Raw genomic sequence first — 22,741 nt, 5'->3', positions numbered from 1 at the left:
GAACGCTCAGCCCACACCCGAACAGCGCCGTTGACCACGCACTGCCGTGCGGGTGGCGGTCGATGACGCAAGCGCGCCAAGGCGCTCACGGTGTTGTCCCTGGCTCGCGCGACGCGACGGCGTCGGCATGGAGGGTCAGCAGGGGTAGGAGCGGGGTTCGAGCGGTGACCCGGGCGATTACCTGGCTGCCCTCGCCGTGTACCGAGATGTCCGCGGTTGGGGGTGCGACGCGGCGGGCCGCCGAGATCGCGTTGGCTTCGTCGCCGCGGGCAGACAGTCGCGCCGCCTCGCGAGCGGCGTCGACGCAGCGCACCTGCGTCGACGCCGCCAGCAATGCTCCGATACACAGCACCACCGCGACGACGAGGGTGGCGAGGGCGATCGCCGCCTCGACCGTTACCGAACCTCGATCATCGCCGAGAAGCATTGCACCACAAGGCTTTACCCCGTGCACCGATGTTTCTACACGGCGGTGTTGAGGGCCCGATCGATGATCTTCGTCAGCGCGTTCACAATGCTGTCGCCGGTCACCACCCCGTACAGCACCGCACCGAACGCCGCGGCGGCGATCGTGCCGATCGCGTACTCCGCCGTGCTCATCCCGTCGTCGGCGACCATCGCGTGCATGATTCGCAAACGCAGCTCCGTATATACAGCCCTCGAGCCGTGGCCCGCGTGGCTCGTCATTCGCTCGATCCGCACCTGATTCCCCTCTCACCTCACCCCGCGCGGCCGATCCGCGCGGGCGTGTTCCGATGGGCCGTGCGGTCCTCGCGTGCACGGGTCCGGCCGCGATCCGCTCGCGCACGACCCCACTCCGCGGACGCTCGCTCACAGCAGTCCACCGCCGAGCACCCGGCCGGCCAGTCCGATCACCACCGGGACGATGCCGAGGCAGACGAAGGCAGGTAGGAAGCAGAGTCCGAGTGGACCGCCGATCAGTACCCCGGCGCGCTCGGCTCGTGCCGCGGCGGCATCCTCGACCGCAGCCCGGCGCTGTTCGGCCAACTCGCCGACGGCGACCGCCAGCGAGGCGCCCGACCGCGCCGACCGTCGCGCCATCCGGGCCAGTGACTCGACCTCCTCGGCTCCCGCACGCCCGGCTCCGTCTGCCGCCGCTCGCTCCCACGCCGTCGCGGCATCGGCACCGAGTGCGAGCAGGTCTGCGGCCCGGCGCAGCGCCTCCCCCAACGGTTCCGGTGCGCCGGGCGCCACCGCCCGGGCCGCGCCCGCCATCGGCAGTCCGGCTCGCAGGCACGCCGCCAGCAGGTCGAACACTGAGGCCGATGCGAGCGGGTCCAGCTTCTGCTCGGACGCAGGGGCGGCGGCTTGCGCGACCTCCTGCTGCCGAAGGGCCCGCAGGCGACGGCTCACCGCGACCCGGCCCGGCAAGAGGAGCAGTGCCACCGCGAGCAGCAACGCCGGCAGTGCCGGACAACCCACCGACAGCTCCACCCAGAGCCTCCCCACGCACGTTGTCGGACGAATATTCCGCTACCGCAAGGCAAGTCGTGAAACGCGAAATCAAGTCAGTCGCTGGTGACGAATTCGTTTGCCGCGCAATGGTTTGTGCGCACAGGCGGTAATCGGCTTGCTTCATACGAGCACCTTTCGGGTGATGACATCGGTCCACAGCAAGCCCGCGCAGGCGAGGGCGGCACCCAGTGGCAGCAGGACCGTGCCCGCCGCTGACGCGAAGAGGACGTGCAACGGCGCGGCGCCCATCAGTTGGCCGAGACCGATGCCGAGCAGGGGTAAGGCGGCCAGGACGGTGGCGGTCGCGCGGGCACCGGCGAGGGCGGCGGTGGTGCGGCCGTGGAATCGGATGCGGCCCACCAGGTCTGTGCGTGCGGCGGACAGCAGCTCGGCGAGCGCGAGTCCGTGCCGCTCGGCCACCTGCCACGCGTCGGCGATGCGGGACAGCTCGCCGGCCACGATGGAGTCCGGCTGCCGCAGTCCCTCGGCTGCGGAACCGCCCAGCCTGCTGCGCCCGGCGCTCACGGCGAAAGCCTCGGCGGATTCACCCCGTGCCTCGCTCGCCGCGACCTCGGCGGCGGCACTCGGATGCGCACCGACTCGAAGCTCACCGATCACCGCCTCCAATGCGTCCAGCAGATGGGCGCATTCGGCGTTCCTGCGCCGATCCCGGCCCGCTCGGCGAACCCGGAATCCCACTGTTCCCAGCACCATTGCCGCCGCAAGAAACGGACCGAGCCCGAACACCAGCACGGCCACGACCCCGCCGCAGGCAGTGACCCGAAGTACCGTGTCGCGCCGCACTTTTCCGCCCTCGATCGGCTCCTCGAACAGACCGTCGAATCGACGACGCGCAGTCGAAGGCGGCATCGCGAGCAGTGCGAGCGCGAGACATGTCAACGCCACGCTCATCGGCTGACCACCTTCGGCGATGCAGCACCGATCCGTTCGGCACTCATCGATCGAGCCGTTCGCTGAGGAGCCGCACCAGGTCGTCGCGGGCGGGGGCCGGGGCGGACGCGTGCCAGGCGGGGGTGATGTGGACGCGGCCGTCGGCGTTGCGGTGGACCAGGCCGATCTCACGCAGTCCACGGGAGCCGTCCGGTCGGCGATGCACGTGCAGGACGATCTGGACGGCGGCCGCGAGTTGGCTGTGCAGGGCGGCGCGATCCATTCCACCAAGGGCCGCAAGGGCTTCCAGGCGCGCCGGCACTTCCTGTGGCGAATTCGCATGGACCGTTCCGGCGCCGCCGTCGTGGCCGGTGTTCAGCGCGGTCAGCAGGTCGACGACCTCGGCGCCTCTGACCTCGCCGACGACGATGCGGTCCGGTCGCATGCGCAGGGCTTGTCGCACGAGGTCACGGACGGTCACCGCGCCGACGCCCTCGACGTTCGCGGTGCGCGCGACGAGCCGCACCACATGCGGGTGTGGCGGCGCGAGTTCGGCTGCGTCCTCCACACAAACGATTCGCTCGCGCGGTTCGACCTTGGCGAGCAGGCCGGAGAGCAGTGTCGTCTTGCCCGCGCCGGTGCCGCCGACCACCAGGAACGCCAATCGCGCCTGAATGATCCGCTCCAGCAGTCGCTTTGCGTCGGCCGGTACCGCACCCGCGGCGGCCAAGGCGTCCAAACCTTGGGTGGCGGGCCGCAACACTCGCAGCGACAGGCAGGTGCCACCGTGTGCGACCGGCGCGAGTACGGCATGCAGTCGCACGCCGAACGAATCACCCAGCGCCGCTCCGGTTCCGGACAGCCTGCCGTCCACCCACGGCTGCGCGTCGTCGAGCCGCCGACCGGCCGAGAGGGCGAGCCGTTGCGCGAGCCTGCGCACCGCCGCCTCGTCCGGGAAGGTGATCGAGGTCTTCTCCAGGCCGTGCCCGCGATCTATCCACACCGCATCCGGACCCGTCACCAGCACATCGGCGACCTGTGGATCGTGCAGCAGCGGCTCGAGCACCCCTGCCCCGGTCATCTCGGTCTGCAACAGCCGCAGCGCCCGCAGCAGATCCGTGTCCCCGAGCACCCCGCCCGCCTCCGCCCGAATAGCGGCGGCGACCTGCGCCGGATCCGGATCACCGGCAGCACCGGAAAGCCGCTCCCGCACCCGATCCAACAGCTCGGACGTCACCAACGCGCTCATCGCCGCTGTCCAGACGGCGCGCTCAAAACATCGAGCACCGCGTCGGCCGCCTCGCGCAGCGGCCCGCGCCGGCGCACGGTCAATCCGCCGCGTTCCAGGCGGGCGGCCAAACCGGGTTGGGCACGGACGGCGGCGAGCAGCGGGAGGTCGAGCACCTCCGCCACCTCGGGCCCGCGCAGACCGCCGGGGGCCGGACCTCGGACTATCAAGCCCTGGTTGGGGTTTCGACGCCCGATGTGGGCGGACACGGCCTCGGCGGCGGCAACCGCGCGTAACCGTGCCGGGACGACCAGCACGACGAGGTCGGCCGAGTCGAGCATTTGATCGGCGTGTGGGCCGCGTTCGCCGGAAATGTCGCAAACCACCAAATCGCCTGCGGCACGGCCTGCTTCGATCACAGCGCGCACGGCGGCGGGCCCGATCTCGCGTGGCAACCGGCCCGCACCGCAGCGGCCGCAGGCGAGGACCGCCAAGCCGGGCGCCGCGGTGGGCAGGGCGGAGTGCAGTGCCGCCGCGGAGACTCTGCCGTCCTCGACGACCAGGTCCGGCCAGCGCAGTCCGGTGCTTGTTTCGATGCCGAGCAGCAGGTCGAGACCACCGCCGAGGGGTGCGCCGTCGACCAGCACGGTGTCGCGGCGGAACTCTTCGGCGGCGGATCGCAGTGCGAGCGCGGCGGCCAGCGTCGACGCTCCGGCTCCCCCGGCGGCGCCCGCGACGGCGACTACGACACCGTCTCCTGTGCGGTGTTCCCCGTACTCAGCAAACATCTCGATAAGTCCTTCGGCGCCGCCGGGCAGCGCGATCACGCGCTCGGCACCGACGGCCGCGGCGGCCTGCCAGTCCGGCAGGCCGGGTTCGCCGTCGGCGACCAGCACGACGCCGACTCGGCGCAGATACCCGGCGTCGGCGGCCTGCCGCGCCGTGGTTGTGTCCAGGATCACCAGCGGCGCTGCGGTCCAGGCGTGCCTGCCGACGGGCAGCGCGCGTTCGTCGAGGGCTCGTTCGGCCGCGGCGGCGACGCGGCGTACTTCATCGCGCAGCCGGGGGTCGTGCAGGAGCACCAGTGCGGGTGGCGGGCTGCTGTTGTCCGGCGCCACTTCAAGATTCATGCGGCTGAGCGTGGCCGAACTCGGGCGGCGGCAGAAGAGGCGATGCGCCGATTGTGGATAACTCGGGGGTGTGGAGAACTTTTTGGGTGCTGCGGCGCGGGATTCGAAGGCTGCCGAGCAGGACGCGAACCGTCCCTTGAATAGAGGACGGCCCCAGCCGGGGGGGAGGAGGCTGGGGCCGTCGGGTTCAGCCCCGGGGGGTCGGGCTGAACGCGCCTGGACCATGTCCAGGTGCCAGCAATACTACACCCAAGCCCCGCCCACAACGCAAGTCTGTCGCGGCAGAAGTTTACGGCGATTACCTGCTCCGTGGCCGCGGGGCAAACTCCCCGCTCGCGACCGCGGCTGCGGCTCGGAAGCCGGCTGCGGGCGGCACCGGCGCTGTCCCCAGACGATCCCCAGTTCCGGTCCGCGCGACCGCCGCGCCGAACCCGGTCCGCGCGCGGCCGAAGCGGATCCCGGCGTACGCCTATGCTGGTCGGGTGGACTCACCCACCGCGGACGGACGCGTCGCCGCCTTCTTCGATCTCGACAAGACCGTGATCGCGAAATCGAGCACGTTCGTCTTCAGCAAGCCCTTCTACGCGCAAGGCCTGTTGAATCGCCGCGACGTGCTCGAAAGCAGTTACGCCCACTTCCTGTTCATGCTGTCCGGCGCCGACCACGACCAAATGGAGCGGATGCGCGCCCATCTCACGAACATGTGCGCCGGGTGGGATGTGGAGCAGGTGAAAACCATTGTGGCCGAAACGCTTCACGAGCTGGTCGATCCGCTGATCTACGCCGAGGCGGCCGATCTCATTGCCGACCACAAGATCCGAGGCCACGACGTGGTGATCGTGTCGGCCTCGGGCGAGGAGATCGTCGGCCCGATCGCGGAGGTGCTCGGCGCTTCGCACACCGCGGCGACGCGGATGGTCGTCGCGGACGGCAAGTACACCGGCGAGGTCGAGTTCTACTGCTACGGCGAGGGCAAGGTCGCCGCGATCGAAAAGCTCGCCGCCAGTGAGGGTTACGATCTCACGCGCTGTTACGCATACTCTGATTCGGTCACCGATCTGCCGCTGTTGAACGCGGTCGGCCATCCGACGGCGGTCAATCCGGATCGCAACCTGCGCCGCGAGGCGGTCGCCAAAGGTTGGCCCGTGCTGACCTTTTCGAATCCGGTGTCGTTGTGGGCGCGCTTCCAGGCGCCGTCGTCCACCACCCTTGCCGCTACCGCGGTGGTCGGCCTGAGCGCGGTACTCGCCGGCGCGATCAGCTATCGATTGCTGCGCCGCCGCAGCTGAGCCTTAGCCACCGCGCACCGCACCGCGACCCGTGCTGCTCGAGCGGAAGCGGGGTGCTTGCCAAGAGGGTTTGCCGACGAAACGCCGAGGAAATCGCGACCAGGCATTGAACCACGAAACGCCGTCCGACACGCCGAATATTCAATGTTTTCCCAGCTATTGATGTGAGGGCCGTCACAGGGTAGAAAGGTAACTACGGAAGGTCGGAAGGCCAAGGCAGGACCGGAAGAGAAGGTTCAGTCTCCCAACCCACCCTTCCCAGCACGGGCACCAGGCACCCACGCGGAGCGCGCCGCGACAAGGGCAGAAGCGTTGTGGGCCTGCGAAATCCGGGTCTTCGTCGGCAAGGGCCTCGCACAGGTTGCGGGGATGAACCGCCGGAGTTCGGACTATCGCCGAGGCCGCAAGAACACAACCCACCCAGCACGCTTGGTAACCGGGTAACCCGTGCTACGCGGGCGGCGAGGTCGACAACGACAACGCCGCCCGTTTTGATGTCCGGGTCAGCCCGACGCCGAATCGGCGATCGATGTGGCTTCCCGCGCTCCGTCTTCCAGCGCACCGCAGCACAGCATCACCCAGCTGCCCACCGCGTCCGCCGCGCCACTCCCGAACGCCGCACCGGCCTCGAGATACGCCTGCCTGCGCCGCAACCAGAAAACCTCGGGCACTCCCAAACTGTGCGGGTCCAGCCCGCTCGACACCGCCACCAGCCGCGATGCCGCCCGCGCCACCACGCCGTCGGCGGTGCCGAACGGCCGCAACGCGAGCAGTTCCCCGTGCACCACCGCCGCGATCACCGGCGCGGGCGCACTCGACCCGAGCACCGCCTGCACCAGCAGATCGAGCCGCTCCGCCACTCCCGCGTCCGCGCGCGGCCTGCCGAGCGACTCCTCGTCGTCCACCAGGTCGGCCGCGGCGAGCAGATGCAGCCGGGCCAGCGCCTGCAACGGCGCCCGCTGCCAGGTGCCGACCAGATTGCGCAACGCGTCGCCGTCCAACGCCTGCCCGACCCGCAACGACCCGGCCAGGATCGGGTCGCCGACCTGACCGTCGGCGGGCAGCTCGGTGCTGCCCCCATCGATGGCGGCGGAGGACCGAGCGGCACGCACGGCCGCCTCGGCGGCGGTGGTCGGCCAGCCCCGCCGATTCGCCTTGTGCCGATGCACCTCGGCGAGCGCGTCACGGGCTCGATCGGCGGCGGCACGAACGCCGGGCAGATCGACAAGAGGCTGTAGCGGATCGGTCACGGCTTACGAGGCTACTTGCGCCCCCGCGCACGCCTTACCCAGCCCGTTCTGGAGCCCGCCGCGTGTGAGTTGCGCCGACCCCGCAAACAGGCCGAGAGGCGAGCTGCGGTGGCCCGAATCTGCATACAGCAGCGGCCGCCCCGACCCATCAGGTCGGAGCGGCCGCTTTGATGCTATCGGCTAGCCGATTGCTCAGCTCACCAACAGATCTCGGCCCGGGATGGCATCCAGCAGCCGCCGCGTGTACTCCTCACGCGGACTGTCGAAGACCTCTTCGGTCGAGGCCGCCTCGACCACCTTGCCGGTCTGCATGACCAGCACGTCGTCGGCGATCTGCCGGACAACGGCCAGGTCGTGGGTGATGAACACGTACGACAAGCCCAGTTCGGCCTGCAGGTCGTTCAGCAGCCGCAGGATCTGCGCCTGCACCAGCACGTCGAGCGCGGACACCGCCTCGTCGCAGACCACGACCTCGGGCGAGAGCGCGAGGGCGCGGGCGACGGCGACCCGCTGCCGCTGACCACCGGACAACTCGTTCGGGTACCGGCGCATCACGCTGGCCGGCAACGACACCTTCTCGAGCAGCTCACGCACCGTCGCCTCGCGCTCCTTCGGCGAGCCGATGTTGTGCGTGCGCAACGGCTCCTCGATGGTGCGGTAGATCGAGTACATCGGGTCCAGCGAGCCGTACGGGTCCTGGAAGATCGGCTGCACCCGGCGCCGGAACGCGAAGGCGCTCTTGCGATCCAGCTTCGCCACTTCCTTGCCGTCGAACACGACCTTGCCCGAGGTCGGCTCGAGCAGGCCGAGAATCATCTGCGCGACAGTCGATTTGCCCGAACCCGATTCACCGACGATGGCGGTGGTGGTGCCCCGCCGCAGCCGGAACGAAACATCCTGCACCGCAATGAAGTCCGACGATTTCCAGGGCGCGTTGCCGCGGATCTTGAAGGCCTTGGTGAGGTTGTCGACGACCACCACGTCGTCCGGGGCGTCGGCCAACTCGGTATCGGCGGCCGCGATCTGCTCGGCCACGTGCACCGCCTGCTCGCGAATCTCGATGCGCTGCTTCACCGAAGACAGCCGCTGCGACGCGAGCGAGGGCGCCGAGTTCACCAGCCGCTTGGTGTACAGATGCTGCGGTTCACGCAGAATCTGTAGCGCCGGACCGGATTCCACCACGCGGCCGCGGTACATCACGACCAGGTGCTCCGCGCGTTCGGCGGCGAGGCCGAGATCGTGCGTGATCAACAGGACCGCGGTGCCGAGCTCGTTGGTCAGGCCGTCGAGGTGATCGAGGATCTGCCGCTGCACGGTGACGTCGAGCGCCGAGGTCGGCTCGTCCGCGATCAGCAGCTTGGGGCGGCAGGCCAGGCCGATCGCGATGAGCGCGCGCTGCCGCATACCGCCGGAGAACTCGTGCGGATACTGGTTCACCCGCCGCTCGCCGTCGGACATGCCCGCCTCGTGCAGCAGCTCGATGGCGCGCTGCTTGGCGGCCTTGCCCTTGGCGATCCCGTTGGCCTCCAATGTCTCCCGGATCTGGAAGCCGATCTTCCACACCGGGTTCAGGTTGGACATCGGGTCCTGCGGGACCAGCCCGATCCCGCTGCCACGAACCGCGACGACATCCTTCTTGGACGCCTTCGCGAGGTCCTTGCCGTCGAACAGAATGGACCCGGAGGTCACCTGTCCGGTACCGGGCAGCAGGTCGATGATCGCGTGCGCCGTCGTCGACTTGCCCGAGCCGGATTCGCCGACGATCGCGACGGTCTGGCCCGGGTACACCGACAGGTTCACATCGCGGACGGCGGGGATCTTCTTGCCGTCCGAGGTGAAACAGACGTTCAGGTCCTTGATTTCGAGCAGTGGCGACTGTGCGCTGCGAAATTCACTCATCGCTTCCTCGCCTTCGGGTCGAGGGCATCGCGCACGGCGTCACCCAGCATGATGAAGCTCAGCACGGTGAGCGCCAAGGCCGCCGAGGGATAGAACAGGATCGCGGAGGTGCGAATCTCCTTCTGCCCGGAGGCGATATCGGCGCCCCACGACACGATGGTGCGCGGCAACCCGACGCCGAGGTAGGACAACGTCGCCTCGGTGACGATGAAGACACCGAGCCAGATCGTGGTGACCACGATCAGCGGGCCCGCCGCGTTCGGCAGCACGTGCCGGATCAGCGTGCGTATTCGGGACACGCCCAATGCCTTTGCCGCCGTGACGTAATCACTGTTCTTCGCCTGGATCACCGCGCTGCGCGCGATCCGGGCCGCCTGCGGCCAGGTGAACCCGGCGAGGATGAGGATCACGGTCCAGATGGTCCGCGAATGGAGCAGCTGCATGATCACGATCGCGGCCAGCATCAGCGGAATCGCGTAGAAGATCTCGGCGACACGGGAAACGACCGAATCGAGGAACCCGCCGTAGAAGCCGGCCAGCGCGCCGAGCACACCGCCGATCAGCACGAAGGCGATGGTGGAGCCGACTCCGGCCATCACCGAAGCCCTTGCGCCGTAAACGGTTCGGGCGTAGATGTCGCAACCCTGCTTGTCGAAACCGAACGGATGACCGGCACCGCGCGGGTTCATGCTGAAGTCGCCGTTGCAGTACCGGGGGTCCTGGCTGGTGAACAGGCCGGGCCAGATCACCACGACGAGCACGAACAGGATCATCAGTGCCGCGACGATGAAGATCGGGTTGCGCCGCAGCTGCCGCCACGCGTCGTACCAGATGCTGCTCGGCGAGCCCTGGTCGACGACCATGTCGGTGGCGAGCACCTCGACCTCGTCGGGCGGCGCGACGAAGTAGGTCTGCCTACCACGGGCCGCGCTCTCCGCGAGGTCGATTCCTTGTCCTTTGTCGAGGTCAGGCATAGCGGATCCTCGGATCGAGTGCGGCGTAGAGCAGGTCGACGATCAGGTTCGAGACCAAGAAGATGATGATCAGAACCGTGACGAACGAGACGACCGTCGGCGGTTCGCCTCGGGTGATCGCCTGGTACAGCGTGCCGCCGACGCCGGGAATGTTGAAGATGCCTTCGGTGACGATGGCACCGCCCATCAACGAGCCGAGTTCGGCGCCGAGGAAGGTGATCACCGGGATCATCGAGTTGCGCAGGATGTGCACGGTCACCACGCGGCGCCTGCTCAACCCCTTCGCGGTCGCGGTGCGTACATAGTCGGCGGTCATGTTCTCGGCCACCGAGTTCCGAGTCAGCCGCAGCACGTAGGCGAACGACAGCGACCCGAGCACGAACGCGGGGACAAGCAACTCGGTGAAACTCGCCTTGCCGGTGACGGTCACCGGCGCGATCCCCCACTTCACGCCGAGCAGGAACTGCGCGAGGAAGCCGACCACGAAGATCGGCACTGCGATCACGATCAGGCTCACGACCAGCATGGTCGAGTCGAACAGCTTGCCCTTGCGCAGGCCGGCGATCAGGCCGAACACCACGCCGAACACCGCCTCGATGACCACCGCCATGGAGGCGAGCTTGATGGTGATGGGGAAGGCGCGCGCCAACTCCGCGCGCACCGGCCTGCCGGAGAAGGCGGTGCCGAAGTCGAAGGTGACTATGCCCTTCAAGTACAGCAGATACTGCATGAAGAAGGGCCGGTCGAGGTGGTACCGCGCGCGGAGTTGGGCCTCCACCGCGGGGGTCATCGGTTTGTCGCCGGCGAGCGCGTGAATCGGATCGCCGGGGACGAGGAATACCAGGGCATAGATGAGCAACGTCGCCCCGAGGAACACGGGGATCATTTGAAGCAGACGCCGCACGATATACCAGGCCATTTCGCCTCCTGGGTTCAGTGATGAGCCGCGCCGCGCGGGGCGGCGCGGCTCACCAGCGGCTACTTCTCGATGTTTTCGAAAGCGAACAGGCCGTTCCAGGCCAGTGGCGCGGCCTTCACCTTGTCCGAACGACCGGCGGACGCGATGTAGTCGAGCACCGGGATGTCGGCCATCTGCTGCAGCATCATCGTCTGTGCCTGCGCGATGATCTTGTAGGACTCGTCCTGCGTCGGCGCGGCCAGCGCGGCGTCGAGCAGCTTGTCGAACTCCGGCACCTTCCAGTCGACGTTGTTGGTGTCGGAGTAGCTGTAGTACTGCGAGGTGAGGAACTGCAGCATGGTCGGGTAGTCGCCCTGCCAGCCGTAGCGGAACGCCTTACCGATGGTCTTGGCGTTCACCTCGTCGCGGATGTTCTTGAAGGTCGGGTACGGGGCGCCGATGGACTCGATGCCGAGGGTGTTCTTGATGCTGTTGGCCACGGCTTCGATCCAGGCCTGGTGGCCACCGTCGGAGTTGTAGGCGATCTCGAAGCGACCCGACCACGGGGAGATGGCGTTGGCCTGGGCCCACAGCTTCTTGGCCTCGTCCGGGTTGTACTTCAGGAACTCCGAGCCGGGCAGGTTGCCGTTGAAACCGGGCAGCGAGGCCGAGGTGAAGTCACGCGCGGGCAGCCGGGTCTTGTGGAAGATGTTCTCGCAGATCTGCTCTCGGTTGATCGCCATCGAGAGGGCCTTGCGGCGCAGCACGCCTTCGTCGCCCGAGAAGTGCGGGACGTTGGCCTGGATGCCGATGTGCTGGTTCTGCGCGGTCGGCTTGGTGATCGCCCGGTCGCCGAGATCCTTCTCGTAGGAGGTGATCGCGCTGTCCGGGATGGTGTCGAGGGTGTCCAGGTTGCCCGCGATCAGATCGGCGTACGCCGTGTCATAGGACTGGTACATCACGAACCGCAGGCCCTTGTTCTTGGGCGCGCGACCGCCGTGGTAATCCGGGTTGGCCACCAGGTCGATCTGCACGTTGTGCTGCCAGGCGCCGTTCTTGGCGAACTTGTACGGGCCGTTGCCGATCGGGTTCTCGCCGAACGCCTTGATGTCCTTGAACGCGGCGTCGGGCAGCGGGTAGAACGGCGCGTAGCCGAGCTCGGTCTCGAAGTCGATGGAAGGCGACTTGAGCGCGACGGTGAAGGTCTTGTCGTCGACCACCTTCAGGCCCGACATGGTCTGTGCCGTCGGATTCTTCGCCGACACCTCGTCGAACCCGACGATCGGAGAGAACACGTAGCTCTGCAACTGAGCGTTGGTGCCGAGGGCGCCGTAGTTCCAGGCGTCGACGAACGACTTCGCGGTCACCGTCGTGCCGTCGGAGAACTTCCAGTCCGGCTTGATGGTGATCTTGTAGTTCTTGCGATCGGTCGTCTCGATCTTCTGCGCCAGCTCGTCGTGCGCGACGCCGTCGGCGTCGTAGTACTTCAGGCCTGCGAACAATCGGTCGACGACGCGGCCGCCCATGTTCTCGTTGGTATTGGTCGGCACCAACGGGTTCTGCGGCTCACCACCGTTCGTGGTGACGATGCTCGCGTCGGCACTGTCGTCCGACGAACATGCGGACAGTCCGAGGCTCGTAGCCAGCAGGGCTGCCGCAGTCAGCGCCATTGCTCTGTTGAATCTCAACGCGTTCTCCCGATTTCGAGAAGGGCGGAATCCTTGGCACGCGCATGAGGTCACCAGGCGCATGCCGGCACAAACCGCCTTGGGTGCCTCGCAGATTATCCACAAGAACGAGCCTTGTCATCGGATTGACAAAGGTTCGTTCCACTTGTTACCAATCCGGCAACATGGCCGAAACACGGAAAACATCGCGCGAAAATGGCCTATCGGCCGGAACATTGCCTCCATAGAGACCGTCCGGTGTCTCCTGGGACCGGCCACGCCGTTGCGGATTACGCGACGGCGTGACTGGACCGAAACCCGGTGGAAACACCGGACGCGGCGTAGGTCACAGTTGATTACTGTCGAACTTGCTGCGTTTGAATCGTGGGCTCAGGCTACGTGGAAAGAAGATACGAGATGACCGAAACCGCCGACCACAGGGACTCGTACCCGCCGAGCGCGGAGTTCGCGGCCGCGGCGAACGCCGATGCCGCGCTCTACGAGCAGGCGTCGGCCGATCGTGACGCGTTCTGGGCCGAGCAGGCGAGCCGGTTGCACTGGCATCAGCCGTGGACCCAGGTGCTGGACTGGACCGACGCGCCGGTGGCGAAGTGGTTCGCCGACGGCAAGCTCAATGTCGCCTACAACTGCGTAGACCGGCACGTGCTGGATGGGCACGGCGACCAGGTCGCCATCCACTGGGAGGGTGAGCCGGGCGATTCGCGTGCGGTCACCTATCGCGAGTTGCTCGACGAAGTCAGCCGGGCCGCGAACTACTTCACCGAGCTCGGTCTCGAAGCGGGCGATCGCGTCGCCATCTACATGCCGATGGTGCCCGAGGCCATCGTGTCGATGCTGGCGTGCGCGCGGCTCGGCCTCACTCACTCGGTGGTGTTCGCGGGCTTCTCGCCGACCGCGCTGCGCCAGCGTGTCGACGACGCGAGCGCCCGGCTGATCATCACCACCGACGGGCAGTGGCGTCGCGGCAAGTCCGCCCCGCTCAAGGAGGCGGTGGACGAGGCGTTGTTCGCGAACGGCGATGTGCCGCACAGCGTCGAGCATGTACTCGTGGTGCGCCGCACCGAGATCGAAGTGCCGTGGACCGACGAGCGCGACGTGTGGTGGCACGAGACGGTCGCGCAGGCGTCCCCCGAGCACGAGGCGCAGCCGTTCGATGCCGAGCATCCGCTGTTCATCCTCTACACCTCCGGCACCACCGGGAAGCCCAAGGGCATCCTGCACACCTCCGGCGGCTACCTCACCCAGACGTCCTACACCCACCACAACGTCTTCGATCACAAAGCGGGACAGGACGTTTACTGGTGCACCGCCGACATCGGCTGGGTCACCGGGCACAGCTACATCGTGTACGGGCCGCTGTCGAACCGCGCCACCCAGGTGGTCTACGAGGGCACGCCGAACTTCCCGGACGAGCACCGGCACTGGCAGATCGTCGAAAAGTACGGCGTCAGCATCTATTACACAGCGCCGACGCTGGTGCGCACGTTCATGAAGTGGGGCCGCGAGATCCCCGCCGCGCACGACCTGTCCAGCCTCCGGCTGCTCGGGTCGGTCGGCGAGCCGATCAACCCGGAAGCCTGGCGCTGGTACCGCGACGTGATCGGCGCGGGCACCGCACCCATCGTGGACACCTGGTGGCAGACCGAGACCGGCTCGATCATGATCTCGCCGCTGCCCGGCGTCACCGCGACCAAGCCCGGTGCGGCGATGGCCGCGCTGCCCGGCATCTCGGCGCTGGTCGTCGACGAAGAGGGCAAGCCGGTGCAGCGCGGCGAGACCGAGGCCAACGGCTACCTCGTGCTCGACCAGCCGTGGCCGTCGATGCTGCGCGGCATCTGGGGCGACATGGAGCGCTACCGGGCCACCTACTGGGAGCGCTACGCCGAGCAGGGCTGGTACTTCGCCGGCGACGGCGCCAAGCTCGACGGCGACGGCGACCTCTGGGTGCTCGGCCGGGTCGACGACGTGATGAACGTGTCCGGCCACCGGATCTCCACCGCCGAGGTGGAGTCGGCGCTGGTCGGGCACTCCGGTGTCGCGGAGGCCGCGGTGGTCGGGGCCAGTGACGAGACCACCGGTCAGGGCATCGTCGCGTTCGTCATCCTGACCGCCGAGGCCAAGGACACCGGCGCGGCGCTGGTGGATGAGTTGAAGGCGGAGGTGTCGCGCGAGATCAGCCCGATCGCGCGGCCGCGGGAGATCCACGTGGTGCCCGAGCTGCCCAAGACCCGCAGCGGCAAGATCATGCGCAGGTTGCTGCGCGACGTCGCCGAGGGCCGGGAACTCGGCGATACCTCGACGCTGGTCGACCCCAACGTCTTCGAGGCGATTCGGGCAACCAAGGCGTAAGCCCTACCGATAGGGCGAGGCAGTTTAGGGCCGGTGGCGTGATTCGTCACCGGCCCTACCCGTTAGGATTGCGTAAGGTGTGCCGGGAAGTCTGGTCGGCATGCGGTCACGTACCTGACAGCCGAATCGGTGGACGGCGTGGTCGCAGCGTTGACCGACCCTGCCGAAAGGTTCCCCGTGATCACGCAAGTGCGCTCGGAACTGTCCCGCTATCTCCGGACCGAAACAGTCGGCGGTGCAATCCTTCTCATCGCGGCGGCCGTCGCATTGCTGTGGGTGAACTCGCCATGGGGCGACAGCTACCTGACGATGACGCAGACGACGCTCGCCATCGCGCCGCTGCACCTGGATCTCACGCTGGCCGAGTGGACCGCGGACGGCCTGCTCGCCATCTTCTTCTTCGTCGCCGGGCTGGAGCTCAAACGCGAACTCGTCGTCGGTGAACTGGCCGACCCGAAACGGGCCGCGCTGCCGATCATCGCCGCGCTCGGCGGCGTGGTCACCCCGGCATTGATCGCCCTGGTGGTCGGCTTGGGCGTGCCGGGGATGGATCGCGGCTGGGCCATTCCGGTGGCGACCGATATCGCGTTCGCGCTGGCCGTGCTGGCCATGACCGGATCGCGCATCCCGGCGAGCGCGCGGGTGTTCCTGCTCAGCCTCGCCGTGGTCGACGACCTGATGGCCATCATTCTGATCGCCGTGCTGTTCACCTCGACGCTGGCGCTGCTGTGGCTGCTGGCCGCCGCGGCCTGCTTCGCGGGGTGGGCGCTGGCTCAGCACCGGCGGATCAGCACGCCGTGGCTCTATCTCCCGCTGGCGTTGGTGTCCTGGTACGCGCTGCACGAGGCGGGCATCCACCCGACGCTGGCCGGTGTCGCGCTCGGCCTGCTCACCCGAGTGCGGACCGACCCCGGCGAGGCGGAGGCGCCCGCCACCCGGCTGGAGCACCTGATCCAGCCGATCTCGGCCGGGCTGTGCGTGCCGCTGTTCGCATTGTTCGCCTCCGGAGTTCCGTTGGACGGCAAGGTATTCGGCGCACTGTTCAGCGACAGGCTGGCGCTGGCCATCATTCTCGGGTTACTGCTCGGCAAGACCGCCGGAATCTTCGGGATCAGCTGGCTCGCAATCCGGTTCGGGGTGGCGAAGCGGCCCGCCGGACTCGGCTATCGCGACATGTTCGCCCTGTCGGTGCTCGGCGCGATCGGGTTCACCGTTAGCCTTCTGGTGGCAGAACTCGCGCTGGCCGACATCGGAGACGGCTCCGCAGTCGAATTGGCGAAGGCCGCTGTGTTGGTCACATCAATGGCGGCGTCGCTCGCCGGTTCGGCGCTACTGTTGCGACGTGGGCGTGTCCACCAGGCGCGGCGGGACGCGCGTGCGCTACAACCAGAAGAGGACGCGGCGTGAGCGACGGGCCCGGAGGCGGTAGCTTGCGTGACCACGAAGGGCCCCGGGAACGCCGCAGATCGAACGGAGTCGAAGCAGTGCCTGGACAGGGAGAAGGGTCTACCAAGTGAGTGTCACAAACGGCGGAAACGGGAACGACGCACAGCGCGGTCGTACGGTGACCTCCATTCCCCTGTCCGACGCCAATCCCAGCGGTAGCGCCAGCTTCGGCACGCTGGTGCGCGACGCCACCGAACAGATGTCGACCCTGGTCCGGGCCGAGGTGGCGCTGGCCAAGGCCGAGGTGACCGGCGAGATCAAGAAGGGCCTGCAGGGCAGCGTCTACTTCATCCTCGCGCTGACCGTCCTGCTGTTCAGCACCTTCTTCTTTTTCTTCTTCGTCGGCGAGCTGCTCGACGTGTGGCTGGCCCGCTGGTTGGCGTTCCTGATCGTGTTCGCGTCGATGATCGTCGCGGCCGCGGTGCTCGCCTACCTCGGCTATCTGCGGGTGAAGAAGCTGCGGGCGCCGGAGAAGACGATCGACTCGCTCAAGCAGGCCCGCGCGGTGCTGCCGCACGGACTCGGCGCTGCCGCCCACGACGAGCCTCGCTCGCTGGAAAAACCCGCTTCGTAGCCGCTCGCTCGCGCGCGGATACCCCGAACTACTAGGCTGCCTCGGCGTGTCGTCGCACCATATTCCGGATCCGTCCAGCGTCCGTTTCGACGGACCGTGGGCGCATCGGGACGTTCATGCCAACGGCATTCGATTCCATGTGGTCGATGCCGCCCCCGAGCGCACCGACGCACCGCTGGTGGTGCTGCTGCACGGTTTCGCCGACTTCTGGTGGTCCTGGCGGCATCAGCTGACCGGACTCGCCGAGCTCGGCTATCGCGCGGTGGCCGTCGACCTGCGCGGGTACGGCGACACTGACAAACCGCCGCGCGGCTACGACGGCTGGACCCTGGCCGGCGATATCGCCGGGCTCATCCGCGCGCTCGGCTACACCGACGCGACCCTCGTCGGGCATGCCGATGGTGGCCTGGTGTGCTGGGCGACCGCGGTGCTGCATCCTCGGCTGGTCCGTTCCATCGCGGTGGTGAGCTCACCGCATCCGGCGGCACTCAAGAGCGCGGTGCTGCGCAACCGGCACCAGCGCGCCACCTGGCTGCCCAACTTCCTGCGCTACCAGTTGCCCCGCTACGGCGAGCGGCTGCTGACCACCGCCGACGGGTTCGAGGTCGAGCGGCTGCTGCGCCAGCGGGTGAGCGGATCCTGGTCCGGCACCACCGAATTCGTCGACACCGCGCGCCGGATGCGTTCGGCCATCCAGATTCCCGGCGCCGCGCACTGTGCGCTGGAATATCAGCGCTGGGCCTTCCGCAGCCAGTGGCGCCCGGACGGCCGCCGCTTCATGGCCACCATGCGCGAACCGATCCGCATCCCGGTCCTCGCGATGCGCGGCGACCTCGACCCCTACGTACTCACCAGCACCTTCCGCCGCGGCCAGCACCTTTCGCCGGACCGCCGCCTAGCCACCATTCCCGCTGCGGGCCACTATGCCCATCAGGAGAACCCAGATCTAGTCACCGCCGAACTGGCCAAACTCCTGGCCTAACCCCGACCGAAGGCGCCCTTCGGCCTGTCTGGCGGGCTGAAGGGCGCCTTCGGTCGGTGGGGGTCAGCTCAGGACGCAGGCGCCGGTGCCTACCGGGACGGTGGAGCCGGATGCGGCGTCGAGTTGCGCTCGGACCTCGGACAAGGTGAGGACGTAGCCGGTGTCGTCGTCGGTTACGGCGGCGCCGAAGACCACGCCGAGTACCTCGCCGTCGGTATCCACCAGTGGCCCACCGGAATTGCCCGCGCGGACGCGGCCGCGGACGGTGTAGACCTCGCGCTCCACCGTGCCGTCGCGGTAGATCGTCGGACCGGTGAGGTCCAGCGTCTCCCGGACGCGGGCCGCGCTGGCCGTGTACGGGCCACCGCCGGGGTAGCCGAGCACGATGGCGCTGTCGCCGGGCCGCGCGGCGGTCGGCGCCTGCGGCACCACCGGGGCGGTGAGCCCGGGTACCGCGAGCACCGCGACGTCCTTGGACGGGTCGAACAGCACCACGCTCGCGTCCAGCGGGCCGCGCACGGTGTCCACCTGCACGCTGGTGGTGCCCGCGACCACGTGCGCGTTGGTCATGATGCGTTCGGGCGCGATCACGAAACCCGAACCCTCCAGCGCGCGTTGGCAACTCGGTGCGACGCCGCGGATGCGCAGCACGCTGCCCTGCAGCGACGCGGCGACCGGGCTGGACAGCACGCTCGGGTCCGGCGGTTCGACGGCCGCGATGGGGGCGCGGCCGAACGGGCCGATCACGTCCGGCAGGCCGGAGGTGTTGAGCAGCTTGGAGAACTCGTTGGGCAAGCGGCGCAACCAGTTCGGCGCGACATCGTTGACGTCGGTGAGCACCCGGGAACCGTTGATCGCGGTGGCGATCGACGGCTGCGACGAGGTGGCCAGCGGCAACGCGAGCAGCCACGCGGTGACCAGCACCGCCACCGCCTGCAGCACCGCGCCGACCACGCTGTCCACACTGCGGGTGAACGGATGTCGCATGCCGCCGCGTGCGGCGCGGCCGAGCACCATGCCCGCGACCTCGCCGACGATCACCAGCAGCACGATCAGCAGCACGCCGGTGAGCACCCTGGTCCGGCCCTCGTCGACATGGATCAAGATGTGCGGCGCGATCAGGATGCCCGCGACCGCACCGAGGACGACGCCGAGGAACGCGAGGGCGGACGCGACCGCGCCCTGCCGCCACCCCGAGGAGGCGGCCAGCAGCGCGAGCAGCACCACCGCGATATCGAGCCAGGCCGAGGTACTCATAAGGTCATTCCCACGTCGGCAAGGGCGGCCTCTAGGTCACGCACATCCCGGTGGTTCCAATCCGGTTCCCACCCTGCGGCTTTGAAGATGCCTGCGAGGATGCCGCCGGTCAGACCCCAGACCAGCATGCCGTCCACCTGGAACGCGGGGCTCTGGTAGCCGAGGCTGCTGCGGACCAGGAAGCGGTTCGCCGGATCGAGCAGGTCGGCCAGCGGCACGCGCACCACCCGTTCGGTCTCGCTCTCGTCCACCACCCCGACGTCGCCGGGAGTACGCCAGTAGGCGATCACCGGCGTCACATCGAAACGTGACGGCGGCACGAACAACTTCGGCAGCACCGCAAGGGGTTCCACGCCGGCCCGGTCCAGCCCCGTCTCCTCGCACGCCTCACGCAACGCGGTATCGATCGGCCCGGTGTCACCCGGGTCCACCGCGCCGCCGGGGAACGCGATCTGGCCGCGATGCTGCCGCAAGGTGGCGGCGCGCTGGGTGAGCAGCACCTCCGCATCGGCGGGCAGGCCGCCGAGCCCGTCGGTGTCGGCCTCCGGTGCGCCACCGAACAGCACCAGCACCGCCGCCTGCCGCGGCGTCGACGTGATGGACATGGCGCGACGCAGCGTGCGTGCGATCGTGAGGGTGTCCGAGGTGTCCGTCGCAGGCTCGATGGCCTTGCTCAGCCACTTCGGAATGTCTTGCGGCACAGGGATGGTCATGCGGCCACCCCGAGCTCCTGCGCGACGGTGCTCGCGATGTCGTCCACCCCGGTGAACGCGCGGACCTCGACCCGCGCGACCGAACCGTCGGGCCGCAGCAGCACCGAGATCGGCAGCACGGCGGGCGCGCCGACGGCCGTGCGCACGCGCGCGCCGGCGTCGAGCACGCCGGGGAGTTTCACGTTCAGTCCGGTCAGTCGTGAAATCGCCTTGGCCTCATCGGGGTCGCTGTGCACGGTCAGCACGGTAATCGCGTTTCCGGCGCGTTGGGCGAACTGCTGCAAATACGGCAATTCTTGCGCACACGGTCCGCACCAGTAGGCCCAGAGGTTCAGCAGCGCAGGCTTACCCGCGAGTGCGGCGGCCAGGTCGACCGCGCCACCGTCGGCCAGGCAGCTGACCGGGATGCCGGCCAGCGGGCCCGCACCGGCGGTGCCGGGGGCGGGTCGCGGGCAGGCCGCGAGGTTCGCCGCGCCGCGTTGCTGCTCGGATATCCCGGCGCTCGGGCGCGCCTGCTGCCCGTTGTCCGCCGTGCTGTCGGTGTCCCGTCCTCGTGGCCACAGAGCGGCCGCCAGTGCGACCACAGCGATCAATCCCGCCAGCGCCCATCGCCAGGCGACCGGGAATTGTCTCACCGGCCCACCAGCTCGAGCAGGTGCTCCCGCTCCGGACCCTTCACCAGCTCGGCGGCGGTGTCCGGGTCGGTGGGCCCGGCCCCGAACGACGGGCAGTCCTTGGCCAGCACGCACACCCCGCAGGCCGGCTTCTTGGCATGGCACACCCGGCGGCCGTGGAAGATCACCCGGTGCGACAGCATCGTCCAGTCTTTGCGCTCGATGAGCTCGCCGATGATGTGCTCGACCTTCACCGGGTCTTCCTCGGTGGTCCAGCCCCAGCGCCGCACCAGGCGGCCGAAATGGGTGTCGACGGTGATGCCGGGCACGCCGAACGCGTTGCCGAGAATGACGTTGGCGGTCTTGCGGCCGATCCCGGGCAACTTCACCAGTTCGTCCATGGTGTGAGGCAATTCACCGTCGTGGTGCTCGAGCAGCGCCTGACCGAGGCCGATCAGCGAGCTGGCCTTGTTGCGGAAGAAACCGGTCGAGTGGATGTATTCCTCCAGCTCGGCACGGTTGGCCTCGGCGTAGGCGCGCGCGTCCGGGTACTTGGCGAACAGGGCGGGGGTGGTGAGATTCACCCGCACATCGGTGGACTGCGCGGAAAGTATTGTCGCGACCGCCAATTCAAGTGGATTCGTGAAGTCCAGCTCACAATGCGCGTCCGGGAAAGCGTCGGCCAATGTCCGATTCATCCGGCGCGCCCGGCGGACTAGTCCGAGCTGAGTTTCCGCCTGTCGCGCGCGGGATTTCCGTTTCGGAGCGGCGACCGGGCCGGGTTGCGCATCGGTCGCCTCGGGGGCGGACGCACGCCCGTTCCCGGCGGCTGTGGAGGGGGTGACACGCACCTGTCCACCATACGGAACCATCGGCGAACGTTGCCCGTCCAGTTCGGTTGCCGTGTTCCATCTGAGACCTAGACCGTGTTTACTCCTCCGTATGCAAGGACTCGCTGTGGTGCTCTTCCCAGTGCTGTTGATGCTGTTCGCACTGGGTATGGAGCGGGTCGAGAACCGGCTCCGCAAACTTCTCGAACCCGACGAAGAGGTTCAGCAGTACCTGGACAAAGCAAGCAACGCAGAAGTGAAAGAGCTGACGAGGCTCGGCCTGCCCGCCGCCGTAGCCCGGATGCGTAAGCGCCGCGCCCGCGGCGAAGAGCTGGATGTGGCACGGGCGAGCTGACGCGCGCGGCGACAGACCTGGCGGCTGGAGCTGGGGCAACCACCCGGGTGCCCGCGAATGCCAAGATCAGAAACTGGTACGGTTCTTCGCTGCGCCACGCAATCCACACGTTACGTGGTGTCTGTCACTACGCTGTCATCATGCCGCGTAGACTGCGCTGTTGGCCGAGTCGCTTTCGGTCCAGTACAGAGCCATTTCCCATAAGGAGCACATAAGTGGACGAGGCCCTCGCCAGAGCAGGCATCTTCCAGGGCGTCGAGCCCACTGCGGTGGCCGCCCTCGCCAAGCAATTGCAGCCGGTGGATTTTCCGCGCGGCCATGTCATCTTCAACGAGGGTGAGCCAGGAGATCGGCTCTACATCATCACCTCGGGCAAGGTGAAGATCGGCCGCAGATCACCGGACGGCCGGGAGAACCTGTTGACCATCATGGGCCCGTCGGACATGTTCGGCGAGCTGTCGATCTTCGATCCGGGCCCGCGCACCTCCACCGCGACCACGGTGACCGAGGTCCGCGCCGTCACCATGGACCGGGACGCGCTGAAGTCCTGGATCGATCAGCGACCCGAGATCGCCGAGCAATTGCTCCGCGTGCTCGCCCGTCGCCTGCGTCGTACCAACAACAACCTGGCCGACCTCATCTTCACCGACGTCCCCGGCCGGGTCGCCAAGGCGCTGCTGCAGCTCGCACAGCGGTTCGGCACCCAGGAGGCCGGTGCGCTGCGGGTCACCCACGACCTGACCCAGGAGGAGATCGCCCAGCTGGTCGGCGCCTCCCGCGAGACCGTGAACAAGGCGCTTGCCGACTTCGCGCACCGCGGTTGGCTGCGACTGGAGGGCAAGAGCGTGCTCATCTCCGACTCGGAGCGGCTGGCCCGCCGCGCGCGCTGACCCGCTAC

At 68.2% G+C, this 22,741-nt stretch carries 22 protein-coding genes; 7 read left to right on the top strand and 15 right to left on the bottom strand.

Annotated elements, in window-relative coordinates:
* Positions 1-85 precede the first annotated feature (85 nt).
* The 6 genes from ACFWF1_RS05030 to ssd all read right to left on the bottom strand — a co-directional run bounded on the left by ACFWF1_RS05030 (position 86) and on the right by ssd (position 4,725).
* The gene (locus ACFWF1_RS05030; protein WP_379281923.1) at positions 86-427 is read right to left on the bottom strand and encodes a TadE family type IV pilus minor pilin; all 342 of its coding nucleotides are present in this window, start codon (positions 425-427) and stop codon (positions 86-88) included.
* A 35-nt stretch (positions 428-462) separates the two neighbouring features.
* Positions 463-627 carry a DUF4244 domain-containing protein gene (locus ACFWF1_RS05025; RefSeq protein WP_379282318.1) on the bottom strand — a complete coding sequence of 55 codons (165 nt, stop codon included), beginning with the start codon at positions 625-627 and terminating at the stop codon, positions 463-465.
* A 204-nt stretch (positions 628-831) separates the two neighbouring features.
* Entirely contained in the window at positions 832-1,455 is a 624-nt protein-coding gene (locus ACFWF1_RS05020) for a type II secretion system F family protein (protein WP_379281922.1), read from the bottom strand.
* A 141-nt stretch (positions 1,456-1,596) separates the two neighbouring features.
* Complete coding sequence (locus ACFWF1_RS05015) at positions 1,597-2,388, bottom strand: type II secretion system F family protein (RefSeq protein ID WP_379281921.1); 792 nt, start codon at positions 2,386-2,388, stop codon at positions 1,597-1,599.
* A 43-nt stretch (positions 2,389-2,431) separates the two neighbouring features.
* Positions 2,432-3,616: a TadA family conjugal transfer-associated ATPase gene (locus ACFWF1_RS05010; protein ID WP_379281920.1), complete on the bottom strand. Its 1,185-nt coding sequence runs from the start codon at positions 3,614-3,616 to the stop codon at positions 2,432-2,434.
* Positions 3,613-4,725 carry a septum site-determining protein Ssd gene (gene ssd, locus ACFWF1_RS05005; RefSeq protein ID WP_379281919.1) on the bottom strand — a complete coding sequence of 371 codons (1,113 nt, stop codon included), beginning with the start codon at positions 4,723-4,725 and terminating at the stop codon, positions 3,613-3,615. Before ssd ends, ACFWF1_RS05010 begins: the two co-directional genes overlap by 4 nt.
* 482 nt (positions 4,726-5,207) lie before the next feature.
* Here ssd and ACFWF1_RS05000 point away from each other — a divergent pair, with 482 nt between their 5' ends.
* A complete protein-coding gene (locus tag ACFWF1_RS05000) occupies positions 5,208-6,014 on the top strand; it encodes an HAD-IB family hydrolase (protein ID WP_379281918.1) in 807 nt (268 codons plus the stop codon).
* A gap of 503 nt (positions 6,015-6,517) precedes the next feature.
* Here the strand turns inward: ACFWF1_RS05000 and ACFWF1_RS04995 are convergent.
* From ACFWF1_RS04995 to ACFWF1_RS04975, 5 genes are all read right to left on the bottom strand, one after another.
* Positions 6,518-7,264 (bottom strand): oxidoreductase, encoded by a 747-nt coding sequence (locus tag ACFWF1_RS04995; protein ID WP_379281917.1) that lies wholly within the window; start codon positions 7,262-7,264, stop codon positions 6,518-6,520.
* Between the two features lie 192 nt (positions 7,265-7,456).
* Positions 7,457-9,163, bottom strand: a complete 1,707-nt coding sequence (locus tag ACFWF1_RS04990; protein WP_379281916.1) for a dipeptide ABC transporter ATP-binding protein — start codon at positions 9,161-9,163, stop codon at positions 7,457-7,459.
* The gene (locus ACFWF1_RS04985) at positions 9,160-10,137 is read right to left on the bottom strand and encodes an ABC transporter permease (protein WP_379281915.1); all 978 of its coding nucleotides are present in this window, start codon (positions 10,135-10,137) and stop codon (positions 9,160-9,162) included. The genes ACFWF1_RS04990 and ACFWF1_RS04985 overlap by 4 nt, the downstream gene beginning before the upstream one ends.
* Complete coding sequence (locus ACFWF1_RS04980) at positions 10,130-11,056, bottom strand: ABC transporter permease (RefSeq protein ID WP_379281914.1); 927 nt, start codon at positions 11,054-11,056, stop codon at positions 10,130-10,132. The genes ACFWF1_RS04985 and ACFWF1_RS04980 overlap by 8 nt, the downstream gene beginning before the upstream one ends.
* Before the next feature lie 59 nt (positions 11,057-11,115).
* The gene (locus tag ACFWF1_RS04975; RefSeq protein WP_379282317.1) at positions 11,116-12,705 is read right to left on the bottom strand and encodes an ABC transporter substrate-binding protein; all 1,590 of its coding nucleotides are present in this window, start codon (positions 12,703-12,705) and stop codon (positions 11,116-11,118) included.
* 414 nt (positions 12,706-13,119) lie between these two features.
* On the opposite strand from ACFWF1_RS04975, the gene acs reads away from it, so the two are divergent.
* The 4 genes from acs to ACFWF1_RS04955 all read left to right on the top strand — a co-directional run bounded on the left by acs (position 13,120) and on the right by ACFWF1_RS04955 (position 18,074).
* Positions 13,120-15,072 carry an acetate--CoA ligase gene (acs, locus tag ACFWF1_RS04970; protein ID WP_379281913.1) on the top strand — a complete coding sequence of 651 codons (1,953 nt, stop codon included), beginning with the start codon at positions 13,120-13,122 and terminating at the stop codon, positions 15,070-15,072.
* Positions 15,073-15,252: 180 nt separating this feature from the next.
* Complete coding sequence (nhaA, locus tag ACFWF1_RS04965) at positions 15,253-16,479, top strand: Na+/H+ antiporter NhaA (protein WP_379282316.1); 1,227 nt, start codon at positions 15,253-15,255, stop codon at positions 16,477-16,479.
* A 106-nt stretch (positions 16,480-16,585) separates the two neighbouring features.
* Positions 16,586-17,092 carry a phage holin family protein gene (locus ACFWF1_RS04960; RefSeq protein ID WP_379281912.1) on the top strand — a complete coding sequence of 169 codons (507 nt, stop codon included), beginning with the start codon at positions 16,586-16,588 and terminating at the stop codon, positions 17,090-17,092.
* Between the two features lie 46 nt (positions 17,093-17,138).
* Positions 17,139-18,074 (top strand): alpha/beta fold hydrolase, encoded by a 936-nt coding sequence (locus ACFWF1_RS04955; protein WP_379281911.1) that lies wholly within the window; start codon positions 17,139-17,141, stop codon positions 18,072-18,074.
* Between the two features lie 63 nt (positions 18,075-18,137).
* Here ACFWF1_RS04955 and ACFWF1_RS04950 read toward each other — a convergent pair whose 3' ends face one another.
* The 4 genes from ACFWF1_RS04950 to nth are packed head-to-tail and all read right to left on the bottom strand — an operon-like array spanning position 18,138 to position 21,509.
* The gene (locus ACFWF1_RS04950) at positions 18,138-19,331 is read right to left on the bottom strand and encodes a MarP family serine protease (RefSeq protein ID WP_379281910.1); all 1,194 of its coding nucleotides are present in this window, start codon (positions 19,329-19,331) and stop codon (positions 18,138-18,140) included.
* Entirely contained in the window at positions 19,328-20,044 is a 717-nt protein-coding gene (locus ACFWF1_RS04945) for an NUDIX hydrolase (RefSeq protein WP_379281909.1), read from the bottom strand. The genes ACFWF1_RS04950 and ACFWF1_RS04945 overlap by 4 nt, the downstream gene beginning before the upstream one ends.
* A complete protein-coding gene (locus ACFWF1_RS04940; RefSeq protein ID WP_379281908.1) occupies positions 20,041-20,679 on the bottom strand; it encodes a TlpA family protein disulfide reductase in 639 nt (212 codons plus the stop codon). Before ACFWF1_RS04940 ends, ACFWF1_RS04945 begins: the two co-directional genes overlap by 4 nt.
* On the bottom strand, positions 20,676-21,509 hold the full coding sequence (nth, locus tag ACFWF1_RS04935; RefSeq protein ID WP_379281907.1) for an endonuclease III: 834 nt from the start codon (positions 21,507-21,509) through the stop codon (positions 20,676-20,678). Before nth ends, ACFWF1_RS04940 begins: the two co-directional genes overlap by 4 nt.
* Positions 21,510-21,615: 106 nt before the next feature.
* Here nth and ACFWF1_RS04930 point away from each other — a divergent pair, with 106 nt between their 5' ends.
* Both ACFWF1_RS04930 and ACFWF1_RS04925 read left to right on the top strand, forming a co-directional pair.
* Positions 21,616-21,843: a hypothetical protein gene (locus ACFWF1_RS04930; protein ID WP_014981184.1), complete on the top strand. Its 228-nt coding sequence runs from the start codon at positions 21,616-21,618 to the stop codon at positions 21,841-21,843.
* A 215-nt stretch (positions 21,844-22,058) separates the two neighbouring features.
* The gene (locus tag ACFWF1_RS04925; RefSeq protein ID WP_011206875.1) at positions 22,059-22,733 is read left to right on the top strand and encodes a Crp/Fnr family transcriptional regulator; all 675 of its coding nucleotides are present in this window, start codon (positions 22,059-22,061) and stop codon (positions 22,731-22,733) included.
* Positions 22,734-22,741 lie beyond the last annotated feature (8 nt).

The sequence above is a fragment of the Nocardia sp. NPDC060255 genome (assembly GCF_042727395.1).
Classification (GTDB): domain Bacteria; phylum Actinomycetota; class Actinomycetes; order Mycobacteriales; family Mycobacteriaceae; genus Nocardia.
The sequence above is the reverse complement of the archived record's forward strand: the minus strand, read 5'-3'. Positions and strand labels throughout refer to the sequence as shown.